This window comes from Microbacterium sp. SYP-A9085, from assembly GCF_009649635.1.
Taxonomy (GTDB): domain Bacteria; phylum Actinomycetota; class Actinomycetes; order Actinomycetales; family Microbacteriaceae; genus Microbacterium.
Map to the genome: position 1 here is coordinate 134,665 of NZ_WJII01000004.1, position 21,585 is coordinate 156,249.

Here is a 21,585-nt window from a genome sequence, read left to right on the forward strand (position 1 = left end):
CGGGGCATCTTCTCCGCTGGGTCACCCTCGGCCACAGGAGCGACACCCTCCAGGCGGTCTATAGCCCAGTGGCCGGCCAGCGTTGCCCGTACCTGCGATCGGGTTTCGTCAAGGCCTTGGAAGGGGCCCGAGATGACGTGCGTTGCATTCACAGCGCGATAGTGCGCTCGCAGCACCGCTCCTCGAAGCACGGTCAGAGAGTCGATGGTCGTCTGGACTGGCGGCCTACCAAGAGTCCATCCGGTGCCCACGAGTGCCGCCGCATACTCGCGACTTGGCACAGAGATCGCAACGATCAACTGTCGACCGCTGAAGTCATCTGCCTTCCGCGCAAGCCTCGTTCCAAGAGCGAGGATCGGGCCGATCCACGACGAGCGGACCGGAGTGGATTCAGGATCTTCAGCAAGGCTCAGGAGCACGTTCGGCCCCGGCCGCCCCCTCCCCTCGCTCATCTTTTCCCCCGCTCGATACCATTCCACTCCACTGTATAGATGGCGTCCGACATTGAGCGGGTGGCGAAGCCCATGCAGGTTACGCCGCGACAGTCTGAGTATCGCTCGCCGTGGTAGTCAGCGCAGCCGACGTGGCCGCCGCGAGCGAGCGAGCGACGGGCGGCGGCACAGCGTTCGAAACCTGCTCCACCTGCTGCGAGAGAGTGCCATCGAGGACGAAGGAAGTCGGGAAGCCTTGCAGGAGCATCGCCTCATAGATGCTGAGCCGACGCGCTCCGTCCGGATGAACATGAATCTCACGATGCCCGTAGGCCACCGTGGGGCTCGGCTTGTCCCACGACAGACGCCGGAAGCTCCTAGTGGGCGCGGGGTCATCCGAATCGCCGCTGAACCGCTTGGACCGGGGATTCATTGTCCAATGGTTCGGATGCGCCGGGATGTCGTCCGCCGAGAGAGCTCGTGAGAAGAATGCTGGCTGGGGCAGGTGACCAATTGCGCCACGCACAGTCAGATCGACTTCCTCGCGAGAGATGGTCTTCGGCTTGAAAGCCCTGGCGGCTGCCTCGCTCTTGAACCCGGAGATGATCACGCGGTTCCGGGTCTGGGGCACGCCGTAGTCCAGAGCCGAGTGCTCATCAACGCCAGCCGTGAGCTCCAACTCCTTGAACCGAGTCAAGATGTTACGGAAAGTCACCGAGTGCTTCGCGTCGCGGATACCCATGACGTTTTCGAAGAGCACGAACTGCACGTCGTATCGAGCTTGCAATGCCTCGACGATCTCAATGTAGAAGGTCGGCATCTGATTGCGAGGATCGTCAGCACGAGAGTTCGGGTTCGCGCGCGAGAACCCCTGACATGGCGGCCCTCCGATGATTCCGATGGCCTCGCCATCATTCAGCACCTTCGCGATCTCGTCCAAGACGGCGAGTCTCCCAGACGCCTCGTACCGCACCGTGATGTCCGCCGCAACCGACGTGGTCGTCGGAAAGTTGCGCTTATGCGTCTGCACCGCGGCCGCCATCCAGTCAACTGCAAAAGCGATCTCGTAGCCCTCCTGGTGGAAGCCAAGATCAAGCCCGCCGGCGCCGGAAAAGAGGCTCACGATACGGGGCAAGGTCATCGGGGGCTCCTTCGGCTACAGAGGCACTCGACTGGAGCCTTCCAGACCAGCGTACCGACAGCGATGACTTAAATCCGACCCCTTCCGGTGTGTCGTGGACGAACCTCCGCTTATGCCGGCTAAGTCGATCCCGCCCGCCGCGAAAGCGCGCCGGAACGGCCCGAACGACGCAAGCGGGATCGCGGGACGTGGACCGGCGGAACCGCGTTGCGCCGTTCGCACCGCTCCGGTGAGAGGCAGGGAGCGGGCGGCTGGAATGGGCTGTGGCGTCCGACACCTCGGCTCGCTACGCGGGTTTGACGACCGGATCGAGCACGCGGCCAACGATCCGTGGAACGACTCCGAAGACCTCCTCCGACAACACTCTCAAGAAGAACTACCGCCCTCTCCACCTCAAGAACTCCTCCCCCCAACCTCCCCCTCCAAGACCTCCTCCTCCCTAAGCCCTTCCCTAACACTCCGCATCCTCCTACCCCTCCCAAGAGAATGGACGTATTCTACCTGATACGATAGCTGTCATTTGAGAAGGGAGGCGAGCCATGAAGGGCGGCGTGATCCCGTTCCGGGGCACCGGCTCGGATGCCCTGCGGTATCTGGAGTCCGACCGGGCGCGGGCGGACGAGTATTACCTGGAGGCGGGGACCGCACTGGCGGAGTTCACCGCGGTCGACGCCGAGGGCCGCGTGATCGGCGAACTCGGGCTGACCTCGGACGAGTATCGCCAGTGGGTCGACTGGATCAACCCGATCACCGGGGAGTCGATGGGCCGACCCCGGCTGCCCGGCGAGGGTCGGCGCGGATCGCCCCGGTTTATGGAGATGGTCGTGAACGTCCCCAAGTCCCTGTCGGTCGCGGCCGGCCTTCACCCGGAGGTGTCTGAGGCCCTGGATGCCGCCCAGCGGGACGCGGTGGCGGAGATCCGGTCCTGGCTCGGCCAGCACTCGCTCACCCGCATTGGCCCGCGTGGGAAGCAGGACGTCATGCCGATCGAACAGCTCGAAACCGTCGCCGTCTCACACAAGACCTCCCGCGCCGGTGACCCGCACCGGCACATCCACTTCCAGATCGGGACGCGCGTGTGGGCGGGAGGCGCCTGGCGCGGCCTCTACACCGCGGCGCTGTTCCGGCAACAGGGCGCGATCCGCGCTCTCGGCACGGCGGTCATCGCCGCGCACCCGCAGCTCGCCGCAGTGCTCGATGCGCACGGCCTGACCCTCGATCCGGTGACCGGTGAGGTCGCGGAGCTGGTGCCGTGGAACGCGGTGATGTCGAAGCGCGGCGCGCAGGTCGCGCGTAACCTCGCTCGCTTTGAGGCGGAGTGGGAGGCGGCGCATCCCGGCGAGACGCCGGGGCCGGTGGTGCGCGCCCGGTTGCACGCGAAGGCGTGGGATCACGAGCGGCCGAGCAAGAAGCCCTCCGTGCTCGGGAGCGAGGCCGGGTGGCTGCGCGAGTTGCAGGACGCTGGCTACACGCCGGACCTGCCGCGCGCCACTGTGCAACCCGTGCGCACGCTGGACGAACTGGCTGTGCAACAGGTCGCTTCCCGTGCGCTCGACCGCTGCGCGGCTGCTGCGTCCGCGTGGAGCGTGCATGACGTGCAGGAGCAGGTGGCGCGCATCGTCACCGAGGCCGGTGTGCGCGCCACGCGCGGGGAGTTGCGCGATTTCATCACCATCACGACTCAGCTGGCGGCCGATGACTGCCTCTCGATCCTGCCGCCGGATGCGCCGCGCCCGGAGCATGTGGCGCACCTGACGACGTTGCACGTCGTGGCCGTCGAGACGGAGCTGCGCGACCGGCTTGCCGCGCGCGCCACCCGGCCGGCGCACGGCGCAATCCCGCGTGTGCAGGAGGCGGGGCTGGATGCGGACCAGGCGCGCGCCGCCGCCGCGGTCGCCTCCACCCGGCCGCTCGTCGTTGTGGAGGGTGCGGCGGGTGCAGGCAAGACCACCATGCTCGGTGCCGCGATCCGCGCCGCCGGACAGGAGAGCCGTTCGGTGCGGGTGGTAACGCCGACGAAGAAAGCCGCCGACGTCGCTGCCGTCGAGCTTGGCGTGCCGACCGACTCGGTAGCGGCGCTCGTCTACGACCACGGGTTCCGGTGGAACGCCGATGGGGTCTGGACCCGGCTGGCCGCGGCCGACACGGACCCGCTGACGGGCGCGACCTACCGAGGCCCCGCGAAGGAGAACCGCCTCGCTGCTGATGAGCGGGTCGTGGTGGACGAGGCGGGGATGCTCGACCAGGACACCGCCCTCGCCCTGCTGACCGTCGCGGATGAGGCCGGCGCGACGCTTGCGCTCGTCGGTGACCGGGCGCAGCTCCCCGCCGTGGGGCGTGGCGGCGTGCTCGACATCGCGGCGGACCTCGTGCCGCGCGTCTACTCGCTGACGAGCCTGCACCGCTTCGCGGACCCCGACTACGCGCAGCTCACCCTCGACCTGCGAACCGGCCGGAACCCGGCCGAGCTGTTCGACCGGCTCCACGCGCTCGGACTCGTGCTGCTCCACGAGGACGCCGAGGCGCTGCGCGCCGCGGTCGCCGCCGAGCGGATCGATGGAGCCGCGATCACCGCCGCGACCAACGACGAGGCCCGGGAGCTGAACGCCCTGATCCGAGAGGACCGGGTGCGCGCGGGCGTGGTCGACGACGCCCGCAGCATCGACGGCGCGGACGGACTGAGCATCGGTGCCGGCGACCTGATCCAGACCCGCCGCAACGACTCGGAGGTGGGCGTGGCGAACCGGCAGATCTGGATCGTCCAGCAGGTCGGGGACGACGGCAGCCTGTGGGTGCGGGACGCCGCCAGCGAGCGGAAGCAGCAGCGCACCGTGCATCTGCCCGCCGAGTACGTCGCAGAGCACGCGCACCTGGCCTACGCTGCGACCGCCTACGGCGTCCAGGGCATGACCGCCCCCGCGTCGCATACCGTCCTGTCGGACGCGCTCGACGCGGCCGGCGTCTACGTCGGCCTCACCCGCGGGCAGGAGAAGAACCGGCTGCATGTGGTCGCCGCGGACCTCGGGGACGCGCGGGAGCAATTCACAGCCGCGCTCGAGCGGGACCGCGCCGACCGCGGACTGCGCGAGGCCACCGGGCGGGCGCAGGCCGCCGTCGCGGGCATCGTCGCGGACGGGCCGGTGCGCGTCGTGAACGCCGAGCGCGCCCGACTGCGGCAGGGCATCGAGCAGGCCGAGCGCCAAGCGGCATGGTGGGCGGAGGCGGCCGAGGCGATAGCGCGGCAGTCGGCCGCGCACCGCGTCGAGGCCGAGACGCGGCGGGCCGAGGTCGAGGCCGCCGCCCAGCAGGTCGAGGAGGCGCGCGCCGAGGTGATCCCGCCGCTGATCGAGCAAGCCGGTACGGACGCCGCTGCGGTCCTCGCTGTCAGGAAGCGCCACGAGGCGGCGATCGCCGCGAGGAGCTGGTCCGGGGCGCTCAGGCGTCGGAGCGCCGACCGCGCGCTGGCCGAGGCCGAGCGTCAGCGCCACGATGCCGAGAACCTGGCCCGGCAGCGGTGGGGCTCGATCCCGCGCACGCCGGAGCAGGTGCCGGCGTGGGCGCAGATGGCGGCCGAGCAACAGGCCGAGGCCGACCCGCGGCTGGCCGACGCGATGCAGACGCACGCGCAGGTACGGCAGGAGCAGCGCCGCGCCGGGGACCGGCAGGAGCCGCAACGGGGCTTGCTGCACACGCGGCTGTTCGGCATCCCGTACCGCACCAACATCCCGCGCCGCCGGGCAGACGATGCCCAGCGGCAGGCCGAGGCGCTACGGCGGCAGCTCGCGGAGCTGGAGGCCCTGCCGGTCGCCGAGGCCGCCGCACAGATCGAGGCACGCGCTGAGGCCGAGCGCATCGCAGCTGAGGCCCTGACGCGACGGGCTGAGGGGCTGCACGACTTCACCCGCGACCCGAGCCGACAGTTGCCCGGCATCGAGCGGGACAGCATCGGCCTCTGACCGGCGGCTCCGCGCTACAGCCCCGGCGCGTCGCGGCGCGACGTGTGGGAGGCACCGCCAAGCCCGTAGCGGGTGAGGTCGGGCAGCGCCGGCCCGCGAGCGGGCCTGCGGTTCCGGGTATCCTCGGCGCCGACGCGGTTGCTGCGCTCGGTCAGGGCGACCAGGCCCAGGTGTCGGTCGGCGGTCCAGCACACCAGCCGGCCGCGCTCCTTCGCCCGGTTCAGGATGCCAGCCTCCGCCAGTTCGGTCAGGGCACGGTGCGCGGCGGCTGGCGACACACCCAGGCGAGTGCTGACGGACTCGGCGGTCAGCACCGGATCGGAGGCCAGGGTGTCGAGGATGCGCAGCACCACCGCATCCCGGCGCGGCACGGCGGGGCTCGCGCCACGGGCGCGACGTTGCGCCACCAGCTCGTCGCGCACCCGTGCGTCCAACGCCGCGATGTCCTCCGCGAGGCGGACGGCGTTGCCAGCCGCGCGCTCGGCGGCCTGCGCAAAACCGGTCACCCACTCGTCCAGCCTCGGCGGGTCGGCCCGGTAGTCGGTGAGCCCGGCAATGTAGGAGTCGGTGTCGCCGGCGAACACGGTGCTGATCGGGATGAGCGCGTTCCGCAGCGCGTCCGCCCGGCGCAGCACCGTGTGGATCAGCGCGCGCCCGGTGCGGCCGTTGCCGTCGATGAACGGGTGGATCGTCTCAAACTGCGCGTGGACGATCGCTGCCCGCACCACCGGGTTGCCGGCGGTGTCGGTGGCGAAGCGAGCGAGGTCGGCGACCAGCCGCTCCACCTCGCCCTCCGGCGGGGGCACGAACGCGGCGCGCAGAGGCGACCAACCGGGACCGCCGACCCAGTTCTGCTCCTGGCGCAGCCCCCGCGCAAGGCGCGGCTCGATGACGTGCTGGAGGTCCACAATGTCCTCGGTCGTGATCGCCCGATCCCGGTCGGCCAGCTCCGCGATCGCGGCCTCCGTCGCGCGCACGTTCGCCACCACATCGAGCGCCTGCCGCGGCCCCTCGCGCAACAGCTCCGCGATCGCCAACCGCTTCGGGGAGACCCGGTTGCCCTCGATCCACGACGAAGAGATGGACTCCGAGCGGATCAGCAGATGGTTCAGGTAGCGGCCCCGCTCACCGATTCTCTCGTCCGCCCGCGCCAGCACCGCCAGCGCGTCCTCCGCAGCCCCCTGTGCCACAGCGCTGAGCACCGGGAGCCGGTCGCCCAGCTCGCCCGGCACATACGCCAGGTAGCGGCCCGCCGTCCGGTCCTTCCGGCTCAGGCCGGCTGCGTCCTCCGGCTGCCACAGGCGCTCGACGTACTCACCCATCAGCGCCTCCGATCCCGCATCGTGAACTTCTACTTTAGATGAACTAGCCGAGAAATGGGAGCGCGGAAATCACGGCTAGCCTCGCGCCGCTCCCCCGACCACTACCCTCGGCGGCCGGCCGGGAGCAGACCGCGCGAACGGGTGCGCACGAGCCAGCCCTGCGCCGTGGCGTGGGCGACGCCGTTGATCTTCGCCATTGTGACCGCCGGGGCCGCGTCGCCCTGCGCGGAGAGCTTGCCGTACTGGAGGGCGACGAGTTCGTAGAAGTCGGGGGTCCGCTTCGGGTTCCCGAGCGGCTTGAGCAGATCCCGCTCGCTGACCTTCCGGCCGGAGGGCAGCACGATCTTCCCGCCGGTGATCGTCACCGTGCGCTTCATGGCGAATAGGCGCTCGTTGATCGCCGCCTCGATGCGCGCGGTGGGCAGGGTGCGGAGGTCTTGGCTGGAGACGGGATCGCCCGGCCGCCACGGGAGGTAGACGACCCCGGTGATGCGCACCTCTTCGGGGACGGCGAACTGCTGGCGTTGGAGGCGGATGAACACGCGGGTCGCGGTGGCCGTGTGCTCGATGTAGCGCCAGCGGCCGTCGATCGTCTCGTTCTGCTCGGAAGTCGCATGCGCCTGCCGGTCGACCTCGGTCATCACCTGATCGTTGTAGCCGAGGATCGCGTCGATCTGCTCGCTGGCGTCGTCATCGCGCTCGCCGGGGAACCGGGTCGGCAGATGCCAGCCGTCCGGCAGGTCAGCCTGCACGATCAGGCCGTCATAGGACTGATCGCCAGGTCGGTGCGGGGCTGCGGTCACATCCCGAGTGTACCGAGCGACACGAGTATCTAAAACTCTTGCTGTCATTGGCGTGGTGTGATCTAATCTAAGACTATAGCTGCGATCGTGGCTGTGATCGTAGATTCTCGGGAGGTCATGATGGGCGAGAGCGTCGCACCCCTCGACGCGCGGGAGTCCGCCCCGCTGTTCTACTCCGAGGAGGAGACGGCGGCGCTGCTCGGCATCCACCGCACGACGCTCCGCACCCTCGCCCTGGCGGGCCAGGCCCCGGTGGAGCCGATTCGGCTCACCCGCCACAAGCGCGTCTATCGGCGCGTCGATGTCGAGCGCCTTGCCGGGCTGCGGCAGTAGGACCGGGGCGGACATGGGAAGCATCGAGTCATACGAGACGGCCAAGGGCCGTCGCTACCGGGCGCTGTACCGGCGACCCGACAAGAAGCAGACGCAGAAGCGCGGCTTCACCACCAAGAGAGCCGCGGAGCTGTTCCTGGCGACCACTGAGGTCGACATCGCCCAGGGCCGCTACCTCGACCCGTCCCTGGCGAGAGTGACCGTGGCCGACTGGCTCCAGACCTGGCTGGCGGCGCGCGGCGATCTGCGGGCGACGACCCGCAGCCGGGTCGAGAACATCATCGAGAAGCACATCGTCCCCGAACTCGGCACCATCCCGATCGGCAACCTCGCCCGCCTGCGCGTGCAGGAGTGGGCCTCTGCGCTGCCCGGCGCTCCGGCGACGGTGCGGAAGATCGTGAACGTGCTCTCGGGAGCCCTGCGGTTCGCGGTCGAGGACGGGCGGCTGCCGTCCAACCCCGCTGCACGACTCAAGCTCCCGAAGCCGACGAAGGCGCGCAAGCGCTACCTGTCCCACGATCAGGTCGCCGCGCTCGCCCAGGCGATCGACCAGGCGAAGGACGGCCGCGAGTACGGCTACGGCCTCGTCGTGCTCGTGCTCGCCTACTGCGGGCTGCGGTGGGGCGAGCTGTCGGGGCTGCGGATCGGCGACCTCGACCTCGACGCGAAGCACCCGCGGCTGACGGTCGAGCAGACCGTCGTGGCCGACAAGGGCTACCAGCGCATCGAGCCGCCGAAGGACTACGAGCACCGGAGCATCCCCATCCCGGCGTTCCTCGTCGGGCTGCTGCGCGCGCAGATCGCCGGGCGCCCCGCCGACGCCCCGGTGTTCTACGGCATCCGAACCGACACCTGGCTTCGGAACCACGTCTACCGGGTCGGCTGGTTCGATGACGCAGCGGCGGCGGTCGCGATCAAAGGCCTCACGCCGCACGAGCTGCGGCACACTGCCGCGTCGCTGGCCGTGAGCGCGGGGGCGAACGTCAAGGCCGTGCAGCGGATGCTCGGGCACGCCTCGGCCGCGGTGACGCTCGACGTGTACGCGGACCTGTTCGATGACGACCTGGACAATGTTGCCACGGCGCTCAACCGGGCCGCGATGCAATCAGATGTTGCCAATCTGTTGCCAAAGGCCGCGTAGAGCCTCCACAGAGCCCAACGGCAGGAATAAGAAAACCCCCGGATGACCGGGGGTTTTCTTACTGGTGACCCCAGCGGGATTCGAACCCGCGTTACCGCCGTGAGAGGGCGGCGTACTAGGCCGCTATACGATGGGGCCGTCAGACAACCGTTCAAGTATGCCATGCGGAAAAGCGCGCGCAAAATCACGCCGGCGAGCCCCCGTGGACTTGCCGTGGAGGCCGCGTTCGGGGTTGACTGCACGCATGCGAGTGACCAAGTACGAGCACGCGGCGCTGGTCCTCGAGACCGAAGGCAAGGCACTTGTCGTCGACCCCGGATTGTTCACGAATCCGCTCACCGACATGCATCACGTCGTGGCGATAGTGCTCACCCACCAGCACGCGGACCACTGGACGGCGGAGCATCTCGACCGCATCCTGCGCACCGCGGGTCCGGTGCCGATCTACGCGCCGGCGGGGGTCGCCGCATCCGCTCCCGGCTACGAAATCACGATCGTCTCCGCCGGCGACAGCGTCCGGGTGGGCCCGTTCGCGCTGGAGTTCTTCGGCGGCGTGCACGCCGTGATCCACGAGTCGATCCCTCTCGTCGACAATGTCGGCGTCCTCGTGAACGAGGCGTTCTACTACCCGGGCGACTCGTACGCCGTGCCCCGGGGGCGCGACATCGGACTGCTGGCGGCACCGGTGGGGGCTCCCTGGTTGAAGATCAGCGAGGCGATGGACTTCGTCCTCGCGGTGCAGCCGCGGCAGGCTTTCGCGACGCACGACATGACGCTGTCGACGATCGGGCGCGAAATGGGCCGCGAGCGGCTCAAGTGGGCCGTCGAGCAGCACGGCGGCGAGTTCCTGGTGCTCGAGCCAGGCGACGCCACCGACCTCTGAGCCGGATCAGGATTCGCGGACGCTGAGCAGCTGCCACCCGTCGGGCACGAGCGCGCGCAGCGAGGCCATGTCCTCCGCTTCGATGTCCGTCGCGCCATCTCGCCGGGCGAACCGCGCGCTCAGCGAGATCATGACGGAGGCCTTGGCCATCGTGACGGCGACATCCGTCATCGCCCATCCGGCGGGAACCTGCGCCTGCGCGCGGGCGCGGGCGGCGGCCACGCTCTCCGCCTCGAGGGTGATCTCCTTGGTATCGACGGGACGGATACGGCCACTCAGCATTCTTCCAGGTTACGCCCGGCGGCCGGTCACGCCGTCAGCTCGGCCGCCAGCTCCTCGAACACGGCGATATACGCGTCGACAGCCTCGTCGGTGTGCGTGACCGACAGCGTCCACTCCTCTTCACGGCCGGGCGTCATGAAGATTCCGCGGTTCAGGTTGAACAGCCACGCGAGGTCGGCGAGAGCGGCATCCTGATTCTCCTTGAACGTCTCGTAGTCCACGACCTTCGTCGGCGAGAACGTCACACAGCCCTTCGAGCCGATTCCGACCGCGTAGCCGGGAAGGTCGTACCGGTCGACGACGGCCTGGCAACCGGTGACGATGCGGTCGTTGAGGTGATCCAGATGCGCGTACGCGTCGGGGGTGAGCACCTCCTGCAGCGAGGCGCGCGCGGCCGCCATCGTGAGCGGGTTGCCGTTGTAGGTGCCCACCTGGTACACCGAGCCGTCCTCGACGACCGCCATGACCTCTTCGGTGCCGCCGATGGCCCCCGAAGGGAGGCCGCCGCCGAGCGCCTTGGCAAGCGTCACCAGGTCGGGGGTGACACCGAACCTGTCGGTCGCGCCGCCGGGGGCCACGCACAGCCCGGTCTTGACCTCGTCGAAGATCAGCACGATGCCGTGGCGACGGGTGATCTCGCGCACCGCCTCGAGATAGCCGGGTTCGGGCAGCACGACGCCGAGGTTCATCATGGCGGCCTCCATGATGACGCACGCGGGCTTGCGCCCCTCGGACTCCAGCCGCTGGATGCGGCGCTCCATCGCGCCGGCGTCGTTGAACGGCACCGCGATGGTCATGTCGACGACGGACTGCGGGATGCCGTCGCCGTAGGCGAGCGAGGCCAGGTTCTCGCGGTCGCCGATCTCGTCGTATGGGACGCCGATCGAGACCATCACGGTGTCGTGGTGCCCGTGGTACGAGCCGAAGATCTTCATGACGGTGTCGCGGCCGGTGAGCGCGCGGGCGATGCGGATGGCGTCCATCGTCGCCTCGGAACCGGAGTTCGTGTAGCGCCACTTGGGCAGGCCGAAGCGCCGCGCGAGCTCGTCGGCCACGACGATGTCGTCCTCGGTCGGGCAGCCGAAGTGTGTGCCCTGCGGGTAGCGGCGGGCGAGTGCGGCGCCGATCGCGGGATGGGCGTGCCCTTGGACCATGGAGCCGAAGCCGTTGTGGAAGTCCCACATGCCGTTGCCGTCGACATCCCACACCCGCGGGCCGGACCCGCGCTCGATGTAGATGGGCCACGGGTCGCGCAGCTGGTACGACGAGGCGACGCCGCCGGACAGGTGCGTGCGGGCGCGTTCGTACATCGCGCGCGAGGCGCCGGTCCGCTCGTCGAGGCGGCGGCCCTCACGGGCGGTCAGCTCGGCGATCCGGGCGCGGTCGATGACGATACTCATGCTTCCTCCTGTAGGAAAAACCCCGACCGGCCTGGCGTCGGGATCCTTGCAGGAAAGGAAGCGCTCACCGGTCGGCCTGGCGCCGGGAGCGGTCCGTAGACACTCGCACGGTACCAGATCCGCCTCGCCACGGCACTACGGCGTGTTCCGCACGCACGTTACGGCCCACAAGTACGATCGTCGCGCTGCGCGGATCGCCGCCGGCCACCGACCGAGCGACGAGGAGCGTGACGGTGTCACATTGGCCGACCATCGCACTCGGGAGCATTGCCGTCGCGTTCGCGACGCTCGTGCCGGCGTCGCCCGGTCTTACCGCTGCCCCCGCTACTGTCCTCACACTGCCTCCCGGCGTGTCTGTTGCCGCGCTGATCGAGTCGGCGGAGGGTCTCGGCCCGGTCGTGATCTCGGGTTGCGCTCCAGGTAGCCGGGCACGGTTGCAGGTCAGCTTCGAGTTCGACGTGGCAACGGGTGCGGACCCGCATCGCGTCCCGATACTGCTGGCTCCGAATCTCGCGACCGATGCGGAAGGCTCGGCTTCACTCTCGCAGGTACTCCCCCGGGTCACGACATGGCTTGGAGATGCCAGCCCCGCAGTCGGTGGTCGGTTGCGATTCTCGGCCGCCTGCCTGGATCCGGCTCTTCCCGAAGCGGTCGAGATCGTGCCCTATGCGTCACTCGGCGCCCCGCCGCCGACCGGGCAGGGTCTCACAGGCTCTCCGCCGACGGCTTCCGAGCCGCTCACCGCCCCGTCGAACGCCGATCCAAGCCCTACCGGCGCGGCGTCCGACGACGAGAGCGCGATCGCCATGGGAATTCCCGGTCCTGCATGGATCGCCATCGGCACAGCTGGGGCGCTGGTCCTGCTCGGCACGGCCTTCTACCGCCTCCGGCGTCGCCGCTCCGAGTGACCGTCCGGAGAGCACCCGAAGACGAACGACAGGCGGGCCCTGCACGACGTAACCGGGATACGACGCAGATCGCTTGGGGCCCATGTACGCCGACATCGAGCGGTTCTTCACCGCCATGGGCTGAACCCCGGGCGACGTCATGTGGGAGAGCTACCTGAGCGATCCTGGAACCCAACCCGATTCCGCGACCTAGCACGGACAGGCTCGGAGCCATCGCGTCACCCGGCGGGGATCGCCACGCATGGGCCGGTCCTGCACGCATCCGACAGCGATGGGACCTTCGGCCCGTTCACGACGCTGACGGTATCGCATCGTTTGTACGACGAAGGGATCAGCGATGACCACGAACGAAATCCCACCGGAGGGTTCACCGGGCCTTGGCGCCGTCCGGCCCGCTGCGATGTCCGACAGGTCGTTCATCGCCACGTGGATGTTCGCTTGGCTGCTCGGATTCCTCGGGGTCGACCGGTTCTATCTCGGCAAGATCGGGACCGGAGTCGTGAAGCTGCTGACGCTCGGAGGTTTGGGAATCTGGTGGCTCATCGACCTGATCCTGACGCTCGCAGGTGTGCAGCGCGACAGAGAAGGGCGACTGCTGCCCGACTACGAACAGCACAAGATGATCGCGTGGATCATCACCGCGGCAGGCTTCGGCCTCTGGCTCCTGACCGCCGCCATCTCCCGCGCCTTCGTGTACGTCCCCGCCGACTGGCCGATGATGCCGTGGTGGCAGGGGCGGTAACCGAATGCTGACGAGGAGTGCTCCCGCCGGTCAGCGGGGTGCCATGTCAGCTCCGAGTTGCTCGCCCCACCGCCGTGCGCGTTCCAGCTCGCCGTCGGCGAGGGGTCCACTGTAGCCGTGTACGCCGAATGTCTCCGGCCTCGCGACGGGGCGGAAGCCCCGCGCGACGAGCCGCTTCATCGCCTTCTTCGCCGCCGATCCCGGAAGACGGGGGCTGGTGATCCGGGTGTCGAACGTCGCGACGGCGATGTCTCTACCCGGTGACGACAGGGACGCGAGCCATTCGCGGATGCCGCGGATCGGGATGTTCACCGCACCCTGCTGCTTGGCCGATTCACGCGTCCTCTGTGACGACATGGAAAATGCATGGGTCGGACCGCCGACGACGAGGAAACCGACGTCGGGCTCGAGCGCGGCAGGTGCCGAGACCGCATCCATCACCTCCGTGGATTCGACTCCGATGCCTTCCGCGATCTCTCGGGCGAGTTGCTCAGTGTTCCCCCACAGCGTTTCGAACACCACTAGTGCGTGCATGATGCCTCCCTCTCGCCGCATCACCAGCCTCCGCAGTCGGCCCGCACCGATGCGGGCCTTTGGTCCTACGCGTGGGCGTTCACACTGTCGTCGCGACCGGAAAAGCAAGAGCCCCGGTTCTCCGTTTCATGCGGAATTCCGGGGCTATCTGACTGGCTGGGGTACCTGGACTCGAACCAAGAACAACTGAACCAGAATCAGCCGTGTTGCCAATTACACCATACCCCAAGGGGTCCCGGCCGAAGCCGCAACAGTCACTCAGTCTAGACGACGCGCGGCCCTCGGCCAAAACCGTGCGCTCACCGGGCGAGTCGGGTCACGAGCGCTCCGAGGCGCCGGATGCTCTCCGATTTTCCGAGCAGTTCGATCGACTCGAACAGGGGCGGTGAGACGCGCCGACCCGTCACGGCGACCCGCAGCGGGCCGTACGCGACCCGCGGCTTCAGGCCCAGACCCTCCACGAGCGCGCCCGCGAGCGCCTCTTGGACCTGTGCGGCGACGAACTCCGCCTCCGGCACGTCCTGCAGCGCGTTCACCGATGCGACGAGCACCTCGCCGGCGTTCTCCGGCAGCGCCTTCATCGCATCCTCCGCGTACTCCACGGTCTCGCTGAAGAGGAAACCGACCATCCCCGGCACCTCCCCCAGCAACTGGACGCGCTCCTGCACGAGCGGCGCGGCCGCTGTGATCAGCGCCTGCTGCTCGGCCGTGACATCCGCGCCCACGACGCCGGCGTGCTGCAGGTACGGGACGATGCGCTCGGCGAAGTCCGCGGGCTTCAGCATCCGGATGTGATCCCCGTTGATCGACTCGGCCTTCTTCTGGTCGAACCGGGCCGGGTTCGGGTTCACGTCCGCGATGTCGAATGCGGCGGTGAACTCCTCCAGCGAGAAGAGGTCGCGGTCGGGGCCGATCGACCAGCCCAGCAGCGCGAGGTAGTTCAGCAGCCCCTCGTGGATGAACCCCTTCTCCCGCTGCAGGAACAGGTCCGCGTGCGGGTCCCGCTTGGACAGCTTCTTGTTGCCGGTCTCCCCCAGCACCAGGGGCATGTGCCCGAACCGCGGCACGAACGCCGCGACACCCGCCCTCACCAGCGCGTCGTACAGGACGAGCTGGCGCGCGGTGGAGGGCATGATGTCCTCGCCGCGGATGACGTGGGTGATGCCCATCAGCGCGTCGTCGACCGGGTTCGTAAACGGGTACAGCGCCTTCCCACCGGCCCGCACGATCACGAAGTCCGGGAACGACCCCGCCGGGAACGTGACCTCGCCGCGGATCAGGTCGACGTATGTGAGGTCTTCGTCGGGCACGCGCACGCGCCATGCCGGCTCCCGGCCCTCTGCGCGAAACGCCGCCTTCTGCTCGTCGGTGAGATCGCGGTCGAAGTTGTCATACCCGAGCTGCCGGGCCCGTCCGTTCGCGAGGTTGCGCGCGTCGATCTCCTCAGCCGTCGAATAGCTCTCGTAGACGAGGCCTGCCTCGATCAGCGTCGCGAGCACCTCCGCGTAGATCTCGGTGCGCTGCGACTGCCGGTACGGGGCGTGCGGGCCGCCCTTCTCGACGCCCTCGTCCCAGTCGATCTTCAGCCACGTCAGGGCGTCGACCAGCTGCCGGTAGCTCTCCTCGCTGTCGCGTGCGGCATCCGTGTCCTCCACCCGGAACACGAGCTTGCCGCCGGTGTGGCGGGCGTACGCCCAGTTGTACAGCGCTGTGCGCACCATCCCGACGTGCGGGAGGCCCGTCGGAGAGGGGCAGAAGCGGACGCGCACATCGGCGCCCGCGGCGGTCGTGGTCAGGGGATGAACGGTAGCCATGTCGCTACGATTCTACGGGGGCGCCGGTGCCAGTTCCGGCGCGACGGATGCCGCGAGGCGGCCCCGACCGGCCCCGGATCAGCGGCGCCGCGCTCCGAACGGTGCGAGCAGGACGACGACGGCCACGACCGCCAGCGCGCACAGGGCGAGCCCGCCGTAGCCGATCCCCGCCAGCACGAGGCCCGCGACGACGGCGCCGAGGGCTCCGACCAGGCTCATCACGAGGTCGTTGCGACCCTGCCGGCCGGTGCGGCGGTCCTCGGCGGAGGCCTCGGTCAAGAGCGCCGCTCCAGACACCGTCGTCGCGCTCCAGCCGAGCCCGAGCAGGATCAGCCCGACGGTGACCGCCCCCGTGGAGTGCTGCCCGACCGCCGCGGTGACCAGCGCGGCGACCAGCAGCACCTGCCCGATGATGATCGTCGTCACTCGGCCGAACCGGTCGGCGGCGTAGCCGAACACCGGGGACAGTGCGAACATGCCGGCGATGTGCAGGCTGATGGTGAGGCCGATGATCTCCAGGTCGGCGCCCGCGTGCAGCAGGTGGACCGGCGTCATCGCCATCACCGAGACCATCACGCCGTGCGCCCCCGCGATCGCGAGCATCGCGAAGCGGGCGGCGCCCGGACGGTCGGGATGTGCGACTCCCCGCGCCGCGGACGCATGGTGCGCGGTGATCCGCTGGGCGAGCAGCAGCGGGTCGGGCCGCAGCGCCACCAAGTAGAGGACGACGCCGAGGCCCTGCGTGACGACGGTGAACACGTACGGGCCGGTCAGCTCCGGCATCCCGAGGACCCGGCCGATCACCTCCCCCGGACCCACGAGGTTCGGGCCGAGGACGGCGCCCACGGTGGTCGCCCACACCACTATCGACAGGTCGCGGCCGCGGGACACGTCGGTTGCGAGGTCGGCGGCGGCGAAGCGCGACTGCAGGTTCGCGGCCTGCCCCGCACCGATCAGCAGGAAACCGGCGATCAGCAGCCAGAACGCGTCGATCCCGACCGCGGTGACGACGATCCCCACACCGACGAGGGCGACGAGCATGCCCGTCGCGAGGGCGGGGCGGCGGCCGCGGCGCCGCGCGAGCGCAGCCAGGGGCACCGCCGTCAGCGCCGTGCCGAGCGTCACCGAGGCGGTGGCCCAGCCGGACAGGGCGTCGCTGCCGGAGATCTGCGCCGCCAGCACCGCACCCAGCGACACCGTTGCGCCGAACGCGAGACCGCCCAGGACCTGCCCGAGCGAGAGGACCCAGATCGTGCGCCCGCGGATCGCCCGCAGCCGTTCGGCGTCGGGCAGTGGGCTGGGCGCCGTGGCCGTCACGCCGCTCGAGCCGTGTTGCGCAGGACGCCCAGCCCGGAGATGGCGACCTCGATGGTCTGTCCCGCAGTGAAGGGCCCGACTCCCGCGGGTGTGCCGGTGAGGATGACATCGCCGGGCAGCAGCGTGAACGCCGCGGACGCGTACGCGATGATGTCGGCGACGGAGTGGATCATGTCGGAGATGGCGCCCTCCTGGCGGACCTCCCCGTCCACGCGCGTGGTGATCACGGCCGACCCGGCCGGGTCGAACTCCGTCTCGATCGCGGGGCCCAACGGGCAGAAAGTGTCGAAGCCCTTCGCCCGGGACCACTGCCCGTCCGCGCGCTGCAGGTCGCGGGCCGTGACGTCGTTGGCGATCGTGTAGCCGAACACGTGCTCCAGTGCCCGCTCTGCGGGGACGTTCTTCGCTATCCGGCCGATCACGGCCGCGAGCTCCCCCTCGTAGTCGACGCGCGCGGACTGCGGGGGCAGCACGATGGCATCCCCCGGTCCGACCACCGACGTGTTCGGCTTCAGGAACAGCATCGGCGCGGGTGGCACCTCGTTGCCGAGCTCCGCCGCGTGGTCCCGGTAGTTCCGGGCTATCGCGACGACCTTGGAGCGCGGGATCACCGGCGCCAGCAGCGCGACATCCGCGAGCGGGATCCGCTCGCCCGTGGTGTCGAAGCCGGCGAACATCGGGTCGCCGGCGAGGACGACGAGATCCGTCTCGTCGACGATGCCGTAGCGGATGCCGTCCTGGTGGCTGAAGCGCGCTATTCTCACCCGGCCCAGCCTAGCGATGCCCCGCGGCCGACGCTCACCGCGGGGAGGCGGTGAACGACGGGATGTCGCAGGTCCAGCCGGTCTGCCCGCCGGCATGGATCCCGCCGTACCGACCGGTGCCGCGGTACACGCCGGCGCTGACCGTGCCGGTCAGGTCCACGCGCGTCGACTGGGCACCGGACACGCTGACCACCCAGCGGGCGCCCTGTTGCACGGCCGTGCCGGCGAGCGTCTGCCCCGGCGTGGTGATCGTGGCCCTTCCGGCCCTGACGGTGAGCACCTGCCCGGTCAGATCGAAGATGCCGCACTGCGCGGTCTCGACGATGTCGTACGTGCCCTCCAGCCCCGCGGCGGCGGGTCGCAGCTGCAGGGATGCGAGGATCCGCACCAGTGTGCGGTATTCCGTCGTCTGACGATAGGCCTGCGCGGCATCGAGGTCGGCGAACGTGCGGTCACCCCAGGTGCCGTCGGCGGCGGCGTACTGCGCCGCGAAGGAGATGATCCGCGCCGCGGTGGCCGTGGATACGTAGTGCAGGAACTCGCAGGCCGTGCCGTCCGTGCTCTGCAGTCCGTCGGTGATGCCCAGGCCGATGCTCACGCGGCCGGGGAACGCTATCGACTCGTACGCGACCCGCGGCGGGACAGCACCGGGGTACTGGCTGGGCGTCACCGGCAACGGGACGTCGGTGTGATCGAGCGTCTGGTACGGGTAGGCCGGTCTCGTGCCGGGGATGCAGCCGGGTCCGCCGAGGCCCATCACCTTGTCCTGGAAGACCAGTCGCGTCGCTCCGCCGGGTGCGTCCACGTCATATGTCGCCGTGCCCAGCTCGTCGACAGCGGGCGGGCCCACCGTCCAGTCCGCCGGCATGCTCCAGGTGGCCAGTCCGTCCCGCGTCGTGTACGCGACCCACGCGGACTCGGCGGTGGCGGTGGGGCTCGGGGAATCGGCGGAAGGCTCCCCCGGTGACCGCGTCGCGGCCGCCGGTCCGGTCGCCGAGGGCGACGTGCACCCCGCCAGCACTGCCATGCATACGAGCGCGCCCGCGATGGTCATGGCACCGGTTCGCCCCAGGATTCCCCCGGCCATGCGCGGAATTTACACCCGGCACGGTCCGCGGTCAAGCACGGGTCCGACGGCCCGCGATCACGGTCAGCCGTCGAGGCGGACCAGCCAGCCGTGCGTGTCGGCGCGGCGGCCGTACTGGATGTCGGTGAGCTCCTCGCGCAGCGACAGCGCGAGCGTCCCGGTCGGCTGCTCGTCGACGAAGTCGTGGCCCTTCAGGGTGCCGATCGGCGCGACCACGGCGGCGGTGCCGCACGCGAACACCTCGACGATGTCGCCGGATGCCACGCCCTCGCGCCACTCGCTCAGGGCGACGGGGCGCTGCTCGACGGCGTGACCGCGATCGCGGGCCAGCTCCAGCAGCGAGGCGCGCGTGATGCCTTCGAGGATCGAGTCGGATGCCGGGGTGACCAGGGTTCCGTCCTTGCGGACGAAGACGATGTTCATGCCGCCGAGCTCCTCGACGTTGCGCTGGCCGTCCAGGAACACCACCTGGTCACAGCCCTGCTCGTACGCCTCGGCCTGCGGCAGCAGGCTCGCCGCGTAGTTGCCGCCGGTCTTGGCCGCTCCCGTCCCGCCCCGGCCGGCACGGGCGTAGTCCTCGCTCAGCCAGATCGAGACGGGCTTCGCGCCGCCCTTGAAGTAGGCCCCGACGGGACTGGCGATCACGTAGTAGGAGACCCGGTTCGCGGGGCGCACGCCGAGGAACGCCTCGGAGGCGAACATGAACGGGCGCATGTACAGGCTCTGGTCGTCGCCGCCGGGCACCCAGTCGGCGTCCACCGCTATCAGCTCCCGCAGCGACTGCACGAACGCGTCGACGGGCAGCTCGGGAAGGGCGAGGCGTCGTGCGCTGCGCTGCAACCGGTGCCCGTTCTCGGTCGGCCGGAACGTATGCACGGATCCATCCGCGTGCCGGTAGGCCTTGATCCCCTCGAAGATCTCCTGACCGTAGTGCAGCACGGCGGCGGCCGGGTCCAGTGTGATCGGGGCGTACGGCTGAACGGCCCCGTCGTGCCATCCCTCCGCGTCTGACCAGGCGATCGTGACCATGTGGTCGGTGAAGACCGTGCCGAACGCGGGTTCGCGCAGAAGCTCCTCGCGCTGCCGGTCCGAGGCGGCGTGAGGGTTGTGCTGCACGCTGAAGGCGAGCGATGCGGTGGCGGATTCGGCGGAGGGGGTCATGGCGGAGTCCAGTCTTCAAACGGGGTGGCGGGGCGCGGCTGTCTTCAGGTTACGCCTGGAGCCGGGCGGTGATGGCGTCGCCGATCTCGGTCGTGGTGCGGCGGGCGCCGGTGCGCCCGGCGATGTCCTGCTCGACCGCGCGGGTGACGCGGGCGGCCTCGTCGCGCAGCCCGAGGTGGTCCAGCAGCAGCGCGGTGGACAGGATCGCGGCGGTGGGATCGGCCTTCTGCGCTCCGGCGATGTCGGGCGCGGAGCCGTGCACGGGCTCGAACATCGATGGGAAGGCGCCGTCCGGGTTGATGTTCCCGGAGGCGGCCAGGCCGATGCCGCCGGTGACCGCGCCGGCCAGGTCGGTGAGGATGTCGCCGAACAGGTTGTCGGTGACGATGACATCGAACCGGCCGGGGTTCGTCACCAGGAAGATGGTCGCGGCATCGACATGCAGGTAGTCCACGGCGACATCCGGATACTCGGTCGCCACGGCATCCACTATCCGCTTCCACAGCGATCCGGCGTTCACGAGGACGTTCGTCTTGTGCACGAGCGTGAGCGTGCGGCGCCGGCGCTGCGCGAGCGCGAACGCGTAGCGGACGACGCGCTCGACGCCGAACGCCGTGTTCACGCTGGTCTCGTTGGCGACCTCTTGCGGCGTGCCGCGCCGGATAGCGCCTCCGTTGCCGACGTAGGGCCCCTCGGTGCCCTCGCGCACCACCACGAAGTCGACGTCGCCGGGGTCGGCGAGCGGGCCGGGAGCCCCCGGGTACAGCTTCGAGGGCCGCAGGTTCACGTAGTGGTCCAGCGCGAAGCGCAGCTTCAGCAGCAGGCCCCGCTCGATGTTCGCGTCCTTCAGCCGCTCGTCGCCGGGTGTTCCGCCGACGGCGCCGAGCAGGATCGCATCGTGCGCGGCGATGGCGGCCAGGTCGTCGTCGGTGAGCGTCTCCCCCGTCTGGAGGTAGCGGCCGGCCCCGAGCGAGAACCGTGTCTTCTCGAATCGGACATCGCTTCCGGCGGTCGCGGCGTCCAGCACCTTCTCGGCCTCCGCGACGACCTCGGGACCGATGCCATCACCGGGGATGACGGCGAGCTTCACGACACGCGACATGGCACTCCTCTGCTTGCGGCACGGCGACGCCGCGCCTCCCCCAGCCTAGCCAGCGGCAGGGCCGCTCCCCGCTGGGTGACGGCCGGCGGTGCTAGCACACCGCCACGGCCCCGGCAAGATCCTGCCGCGACCGCGCGACTCCGCGGCACGATGAAGTCGGTGCGGCGTCGATCGAGACGGCCGCCATGAAGACAGGAGCAACCATGAGCATCGGACTGGGCATCGTCCTCTTCGTCATCGGGGCGATCCTCGCATTCGCCCTCAACATCGACGTGTCGTGGGTCGACCTTCAGCTGGTGGGTTACATCCTCATGGCCGCCGGCGTCGTGGTGTTCATCCTGGGCCTCGTATTCCTCATGCGGCGTCGCCGCACCATCGCGACCTCGCACACGAGCGTCGACCCGCGCAGCGGGGACGCCGTCCGTCGCGAGGAGACATCCGCCCCTGACGACGTCGTGTGAGGA

Annotated in this window: 19 protein-coding genes and 2 tRNA genes; 7 read left to right on the forward strand and 14 right to left on the reverse strand. The window is 69.8% G+C overall.

All coding sequences use genetic code 11. The features are described 5' to 3' along the window. Positions 1–531 precede the first annotated feature (531 nt). Positions 532–1,572, reverse strand: a complete 1,041-nt coding sequence (locus GH740_RS09750) for a DNA cytosine methyltransferase (protein WP_153745911.1) — start codon at positions 1,570–1,572, stop codon at positions 532–534. Positions 1,573–2,111: 539 nt separating this feature from the next. Between GH740_RS09750 and mobF the strand changes: the two genes are divergently transcribed. After that, entirely contained in the window at positions 2,112–5,528 is a 3,417-nt protein-coding gene (gene mobF, locus GH740_RS09755) for a MobF family relaxase (protein ID WP_153745912.1), read from the forward strand. A gap of 14 nt (positions 5,529–5,542) precedes the next feature. On the opposite strand, the gene GH740_RS09760 is transcribed toward mobF, so the two are convergent. After that, positions 5,543–6,850, reverse strand: a complete 1,308-nt coding sequence (locus GH740_RS09760) for a Fic family protein (protein WP_153745913.1) — start codon at positions 6,848–6,850, stop codon at positions 5,543–5,545. Positions 6,851–6,951: 101 nt separating this feature from the next. Then, the gene (locus tag GH740_RS09765; RefSeq protein ID WP_153745914.1) at positions 6,952–7,653 is read right to left on the reverse strand and encodes a hypothetical protein; all 702 of its coding nucleotides are present in this window, start codon (positions 7,651–7,653) and stop codon (positions 6,952–6,954) included. Between the two features lie 93 nt (positions 7,654–7,746). On the opposite strand from GH740_RS09765, the gene GH740_RS09770 reads away from it, so the two are divergent. Together GH740_RS09770 and GH740_RS09775 are read left to right on the forward strand one after the other, a co-directional pair. Further along, a complete protein-coding gene (locus GH740_RS09770) occupies positions 7,747–7,986 on the forward strand; it encodes an AlpA family transcriptional regulator (RefSeq protein ID WP_172978345.1) in 240 nt (79 codons plus the stop codon). A 13-nt stretch (positions 7,987–7,999) separates the two neighbouring features. Next, positions 8,000–9,127 (forward strand): site-specific integrase, encoded by a 1,128-nt coding sequence (locus tag GH740_RS09775; RefSeq protein ID WP_172978346.1) that lies wholly within the window; start codon positions 8,000–8,002, stop codon positions 9,125–9,127. A 62-nt stretch (positions 9,128–9,189) separates the two neighbouring features. Here the strand turns inward: GH740_RS09775 and GH740_RS09780 are convergent. Next, positions 9,190–9,265, reverse strand: a tRNA-Glu gene (locus GH740_RS09780). 106 nt (positions 9,266–9,371) lie between these two features. Between GH740_RS09780 and GH740_RS09785 the strand changes: the two genes are divergently transcribed. Next, positions 9,372–10,010 (forward strand): MBL fold metallo-hydrolase, encoded by a 639-nt coding sequence (locus GH740_RS09785; RefSeq protein ID WP_153745917.1) that lies wholly within the window; start codon positions 9,372–9,374, stop codon positions 10,008–10,010. 6 nt (positions 10,011–10,016) lie between these two features. On the opposite strand, the gene GH740_RS09790 is transcribed toward GH740_RS09785, so the two are convergent. Both GH740_RS09790 and GH740_RS09795 read right to left on the reverse strand, forming a co-directional pair. Continuing rightward, positions 10,017–10,292: a hypothetical protein gene (locus GH740_RS09790; RefSeq protein ID WP_153745918.1), complete on the reverse strand. Its 276-nt coding sequence runs from the start codon at positions 10,290–10,292 to the stop codon at positions 10,017–10,019. A 26-nt stretch (positions 10,293–10,318) separates the two neighbouring features. Next, the gene (locus GH740_RS09795) at positions 10,319–11,692 is read right to left on the reverse strand and encodes an aspartate aminotransferase family protein (RefSeq protein ID WP_153745919.1); all 1,374 of its coding nucleotides are present in this window, start codon (positions 11,690–11,692) and stop codon (positions 10,319–10,321) included. Positions 11,693–11,919: 227 nt separating this feature from the next. Between GH740_RS09795 and GH740_RS09800 the strand changes: the two genes are divergently transcribed. Together GH740_RS09800 and GH740_RS09805 are read left to right on the forward strand one after the other, a co-directional pair. Beyond that, the gene (locus tag GH740_RS09800) at positions 11,920–12,600 is read left to right on the forward strand and encodes a hypothetical protein (RefSeq protein ID WP_153745920.1); all 681 of its coding nucleotides are present in this window, start codon (positions 11,920–11,922) and stop codon (positions 12,598–12,600) included. 337 nt (positions 12,601–12,937) lie between these two features. Further along, on the forward strand, positions 12,938–13,342 hold the full coding sequence (locus GH740_RS09805; protein WP_216644930.1) for a TM2 domain-containing protein: 405 nt from the start codon (positions 12,938–12,940) through the stop codon (positions 13,340–13,342). A 30-nt stretch (positions 13,343–13,372) separates the two neighbouring features. Here GH740_RS09805 and GH740_RS09810 read toward each other — a convergent pair whose 3' ends face one another. The 8 genes from GH740_RS09810 to GH740_RS09845 all read right to left on the reverse strand — a co-directional run bounded on the left by GH740_RS09810 (position 13,373) and on the right by GH740_RS09845 (position 21,121). Next, entirely contained in the window at positions 13,373–13,864 is a 492-nt protein-coding gene (locus GH740_RS09810) for a flavodoxin family protein (RefSeq protein ID WP_367641359.1), read from the reverse strand. A gap of 165 nt (positions 13,865–14,029) precedes the next feature. After that, positions 14,030–14,104 (reverse strand) — tRNA-Gln (locus GH740_RS09815). A gap of 71 nt (positions 14,105–14,175) precedes the next feature. Continuing rightward, positions 14,176–15,690 (reverse strand): glutamate--tRNA ligase, encoded by a 1,515-nt coding sequence (gene gltX / locus GH740_RS09820; protein ID WP_153745921.1) that lies wholly within the window; start codon positions 15,688–15,690, stop codon positions 14,176–14,178. A gap of 78 nt (positions 15,691–15,768) precedes the next feature. Next, positions 15,769–17,007: an MFS transporter gene (locus tag GH740_RS09825; RefSeq protein WP_367641361.1), complete on the reverse strand. Its 1,239-nt coding sequence runs from the start codon at positions 17,005–17,007 to the stop codon at positions 15,769–15,771. Further along, the gene (locus GH740_RS09830) at positions 17,004–17,771 is read right to left on the reverse strand and encodes a fumarylacetoacetate hydrolase family protein (RefSeq protein ID WP_367641363.1); all 768 of its coding nucleotides are present in this window, start codon (positions 17,769–17,771) and stop codon (positions 17,004–17,006) included. The genes GH740_RS09825 and GH740_RS09830 overlap by 4 nt, the downstream gene beginning before the upstream one ends. A 34-nt stretch (positions 17,772–17,805) precedes the next feature. Next, on the reverse strand, positions 17,806–18,825 hold the full coding sequence (locus tag GH740_RS09835) for a hypothetical protein (RefSeq protein WP_153745923.1): 1,020 nt from the start codon (positions 18,823–18,825) through the stop codon (positions 17,806–17,808). 96 nt (positions 18,826–18,921) lie between these two features. Then, positions 18,922–20,019 carry a branched-chain amino acid aminotransferase gene (locus tag GH740_RS09840; RefSeq protein WP_153745924.1) on the reverse strand — a complete coding sequence of 366 codons (1,098 nt, stop codon included), beginning with the start codon at positions 20,017–20,019 and terminating at the stop codon, positions 18,922–18,924. Between the two features lie 49 nt (positions 20,020–20,068). Further along, complete coding sequence (locus GH740_RS09845) at positions 20,069–21,121, reverse strand: 3-isopropylmalate dehydrogenase (RefSeq protein ID WP_153745925.1); 1,053 nt, start codon at positions 21,119–21,121, stop codon at positions 20,069–20,071. 203 nt (positions 21,122–21,324) lie between these two features. Between GH740_RS09845 and GH740_RS09850 the strand changes: the two genes are divergently transcribed. Beyond that, the gene (locus GH740_RS09850) at positions 21,325–21,582 is read left to right on the forward strand and encodes a DUF6458 family protein (protein WP_153745926.1); all 258 of its coding nucleotides are present in this window, start codon (positions 21,325–21,327) and stop codon (positions 21,580–21,582) included. The last annotated feature ends 3 nt before the right edge of the window (positions 21,583–21,585 follow it).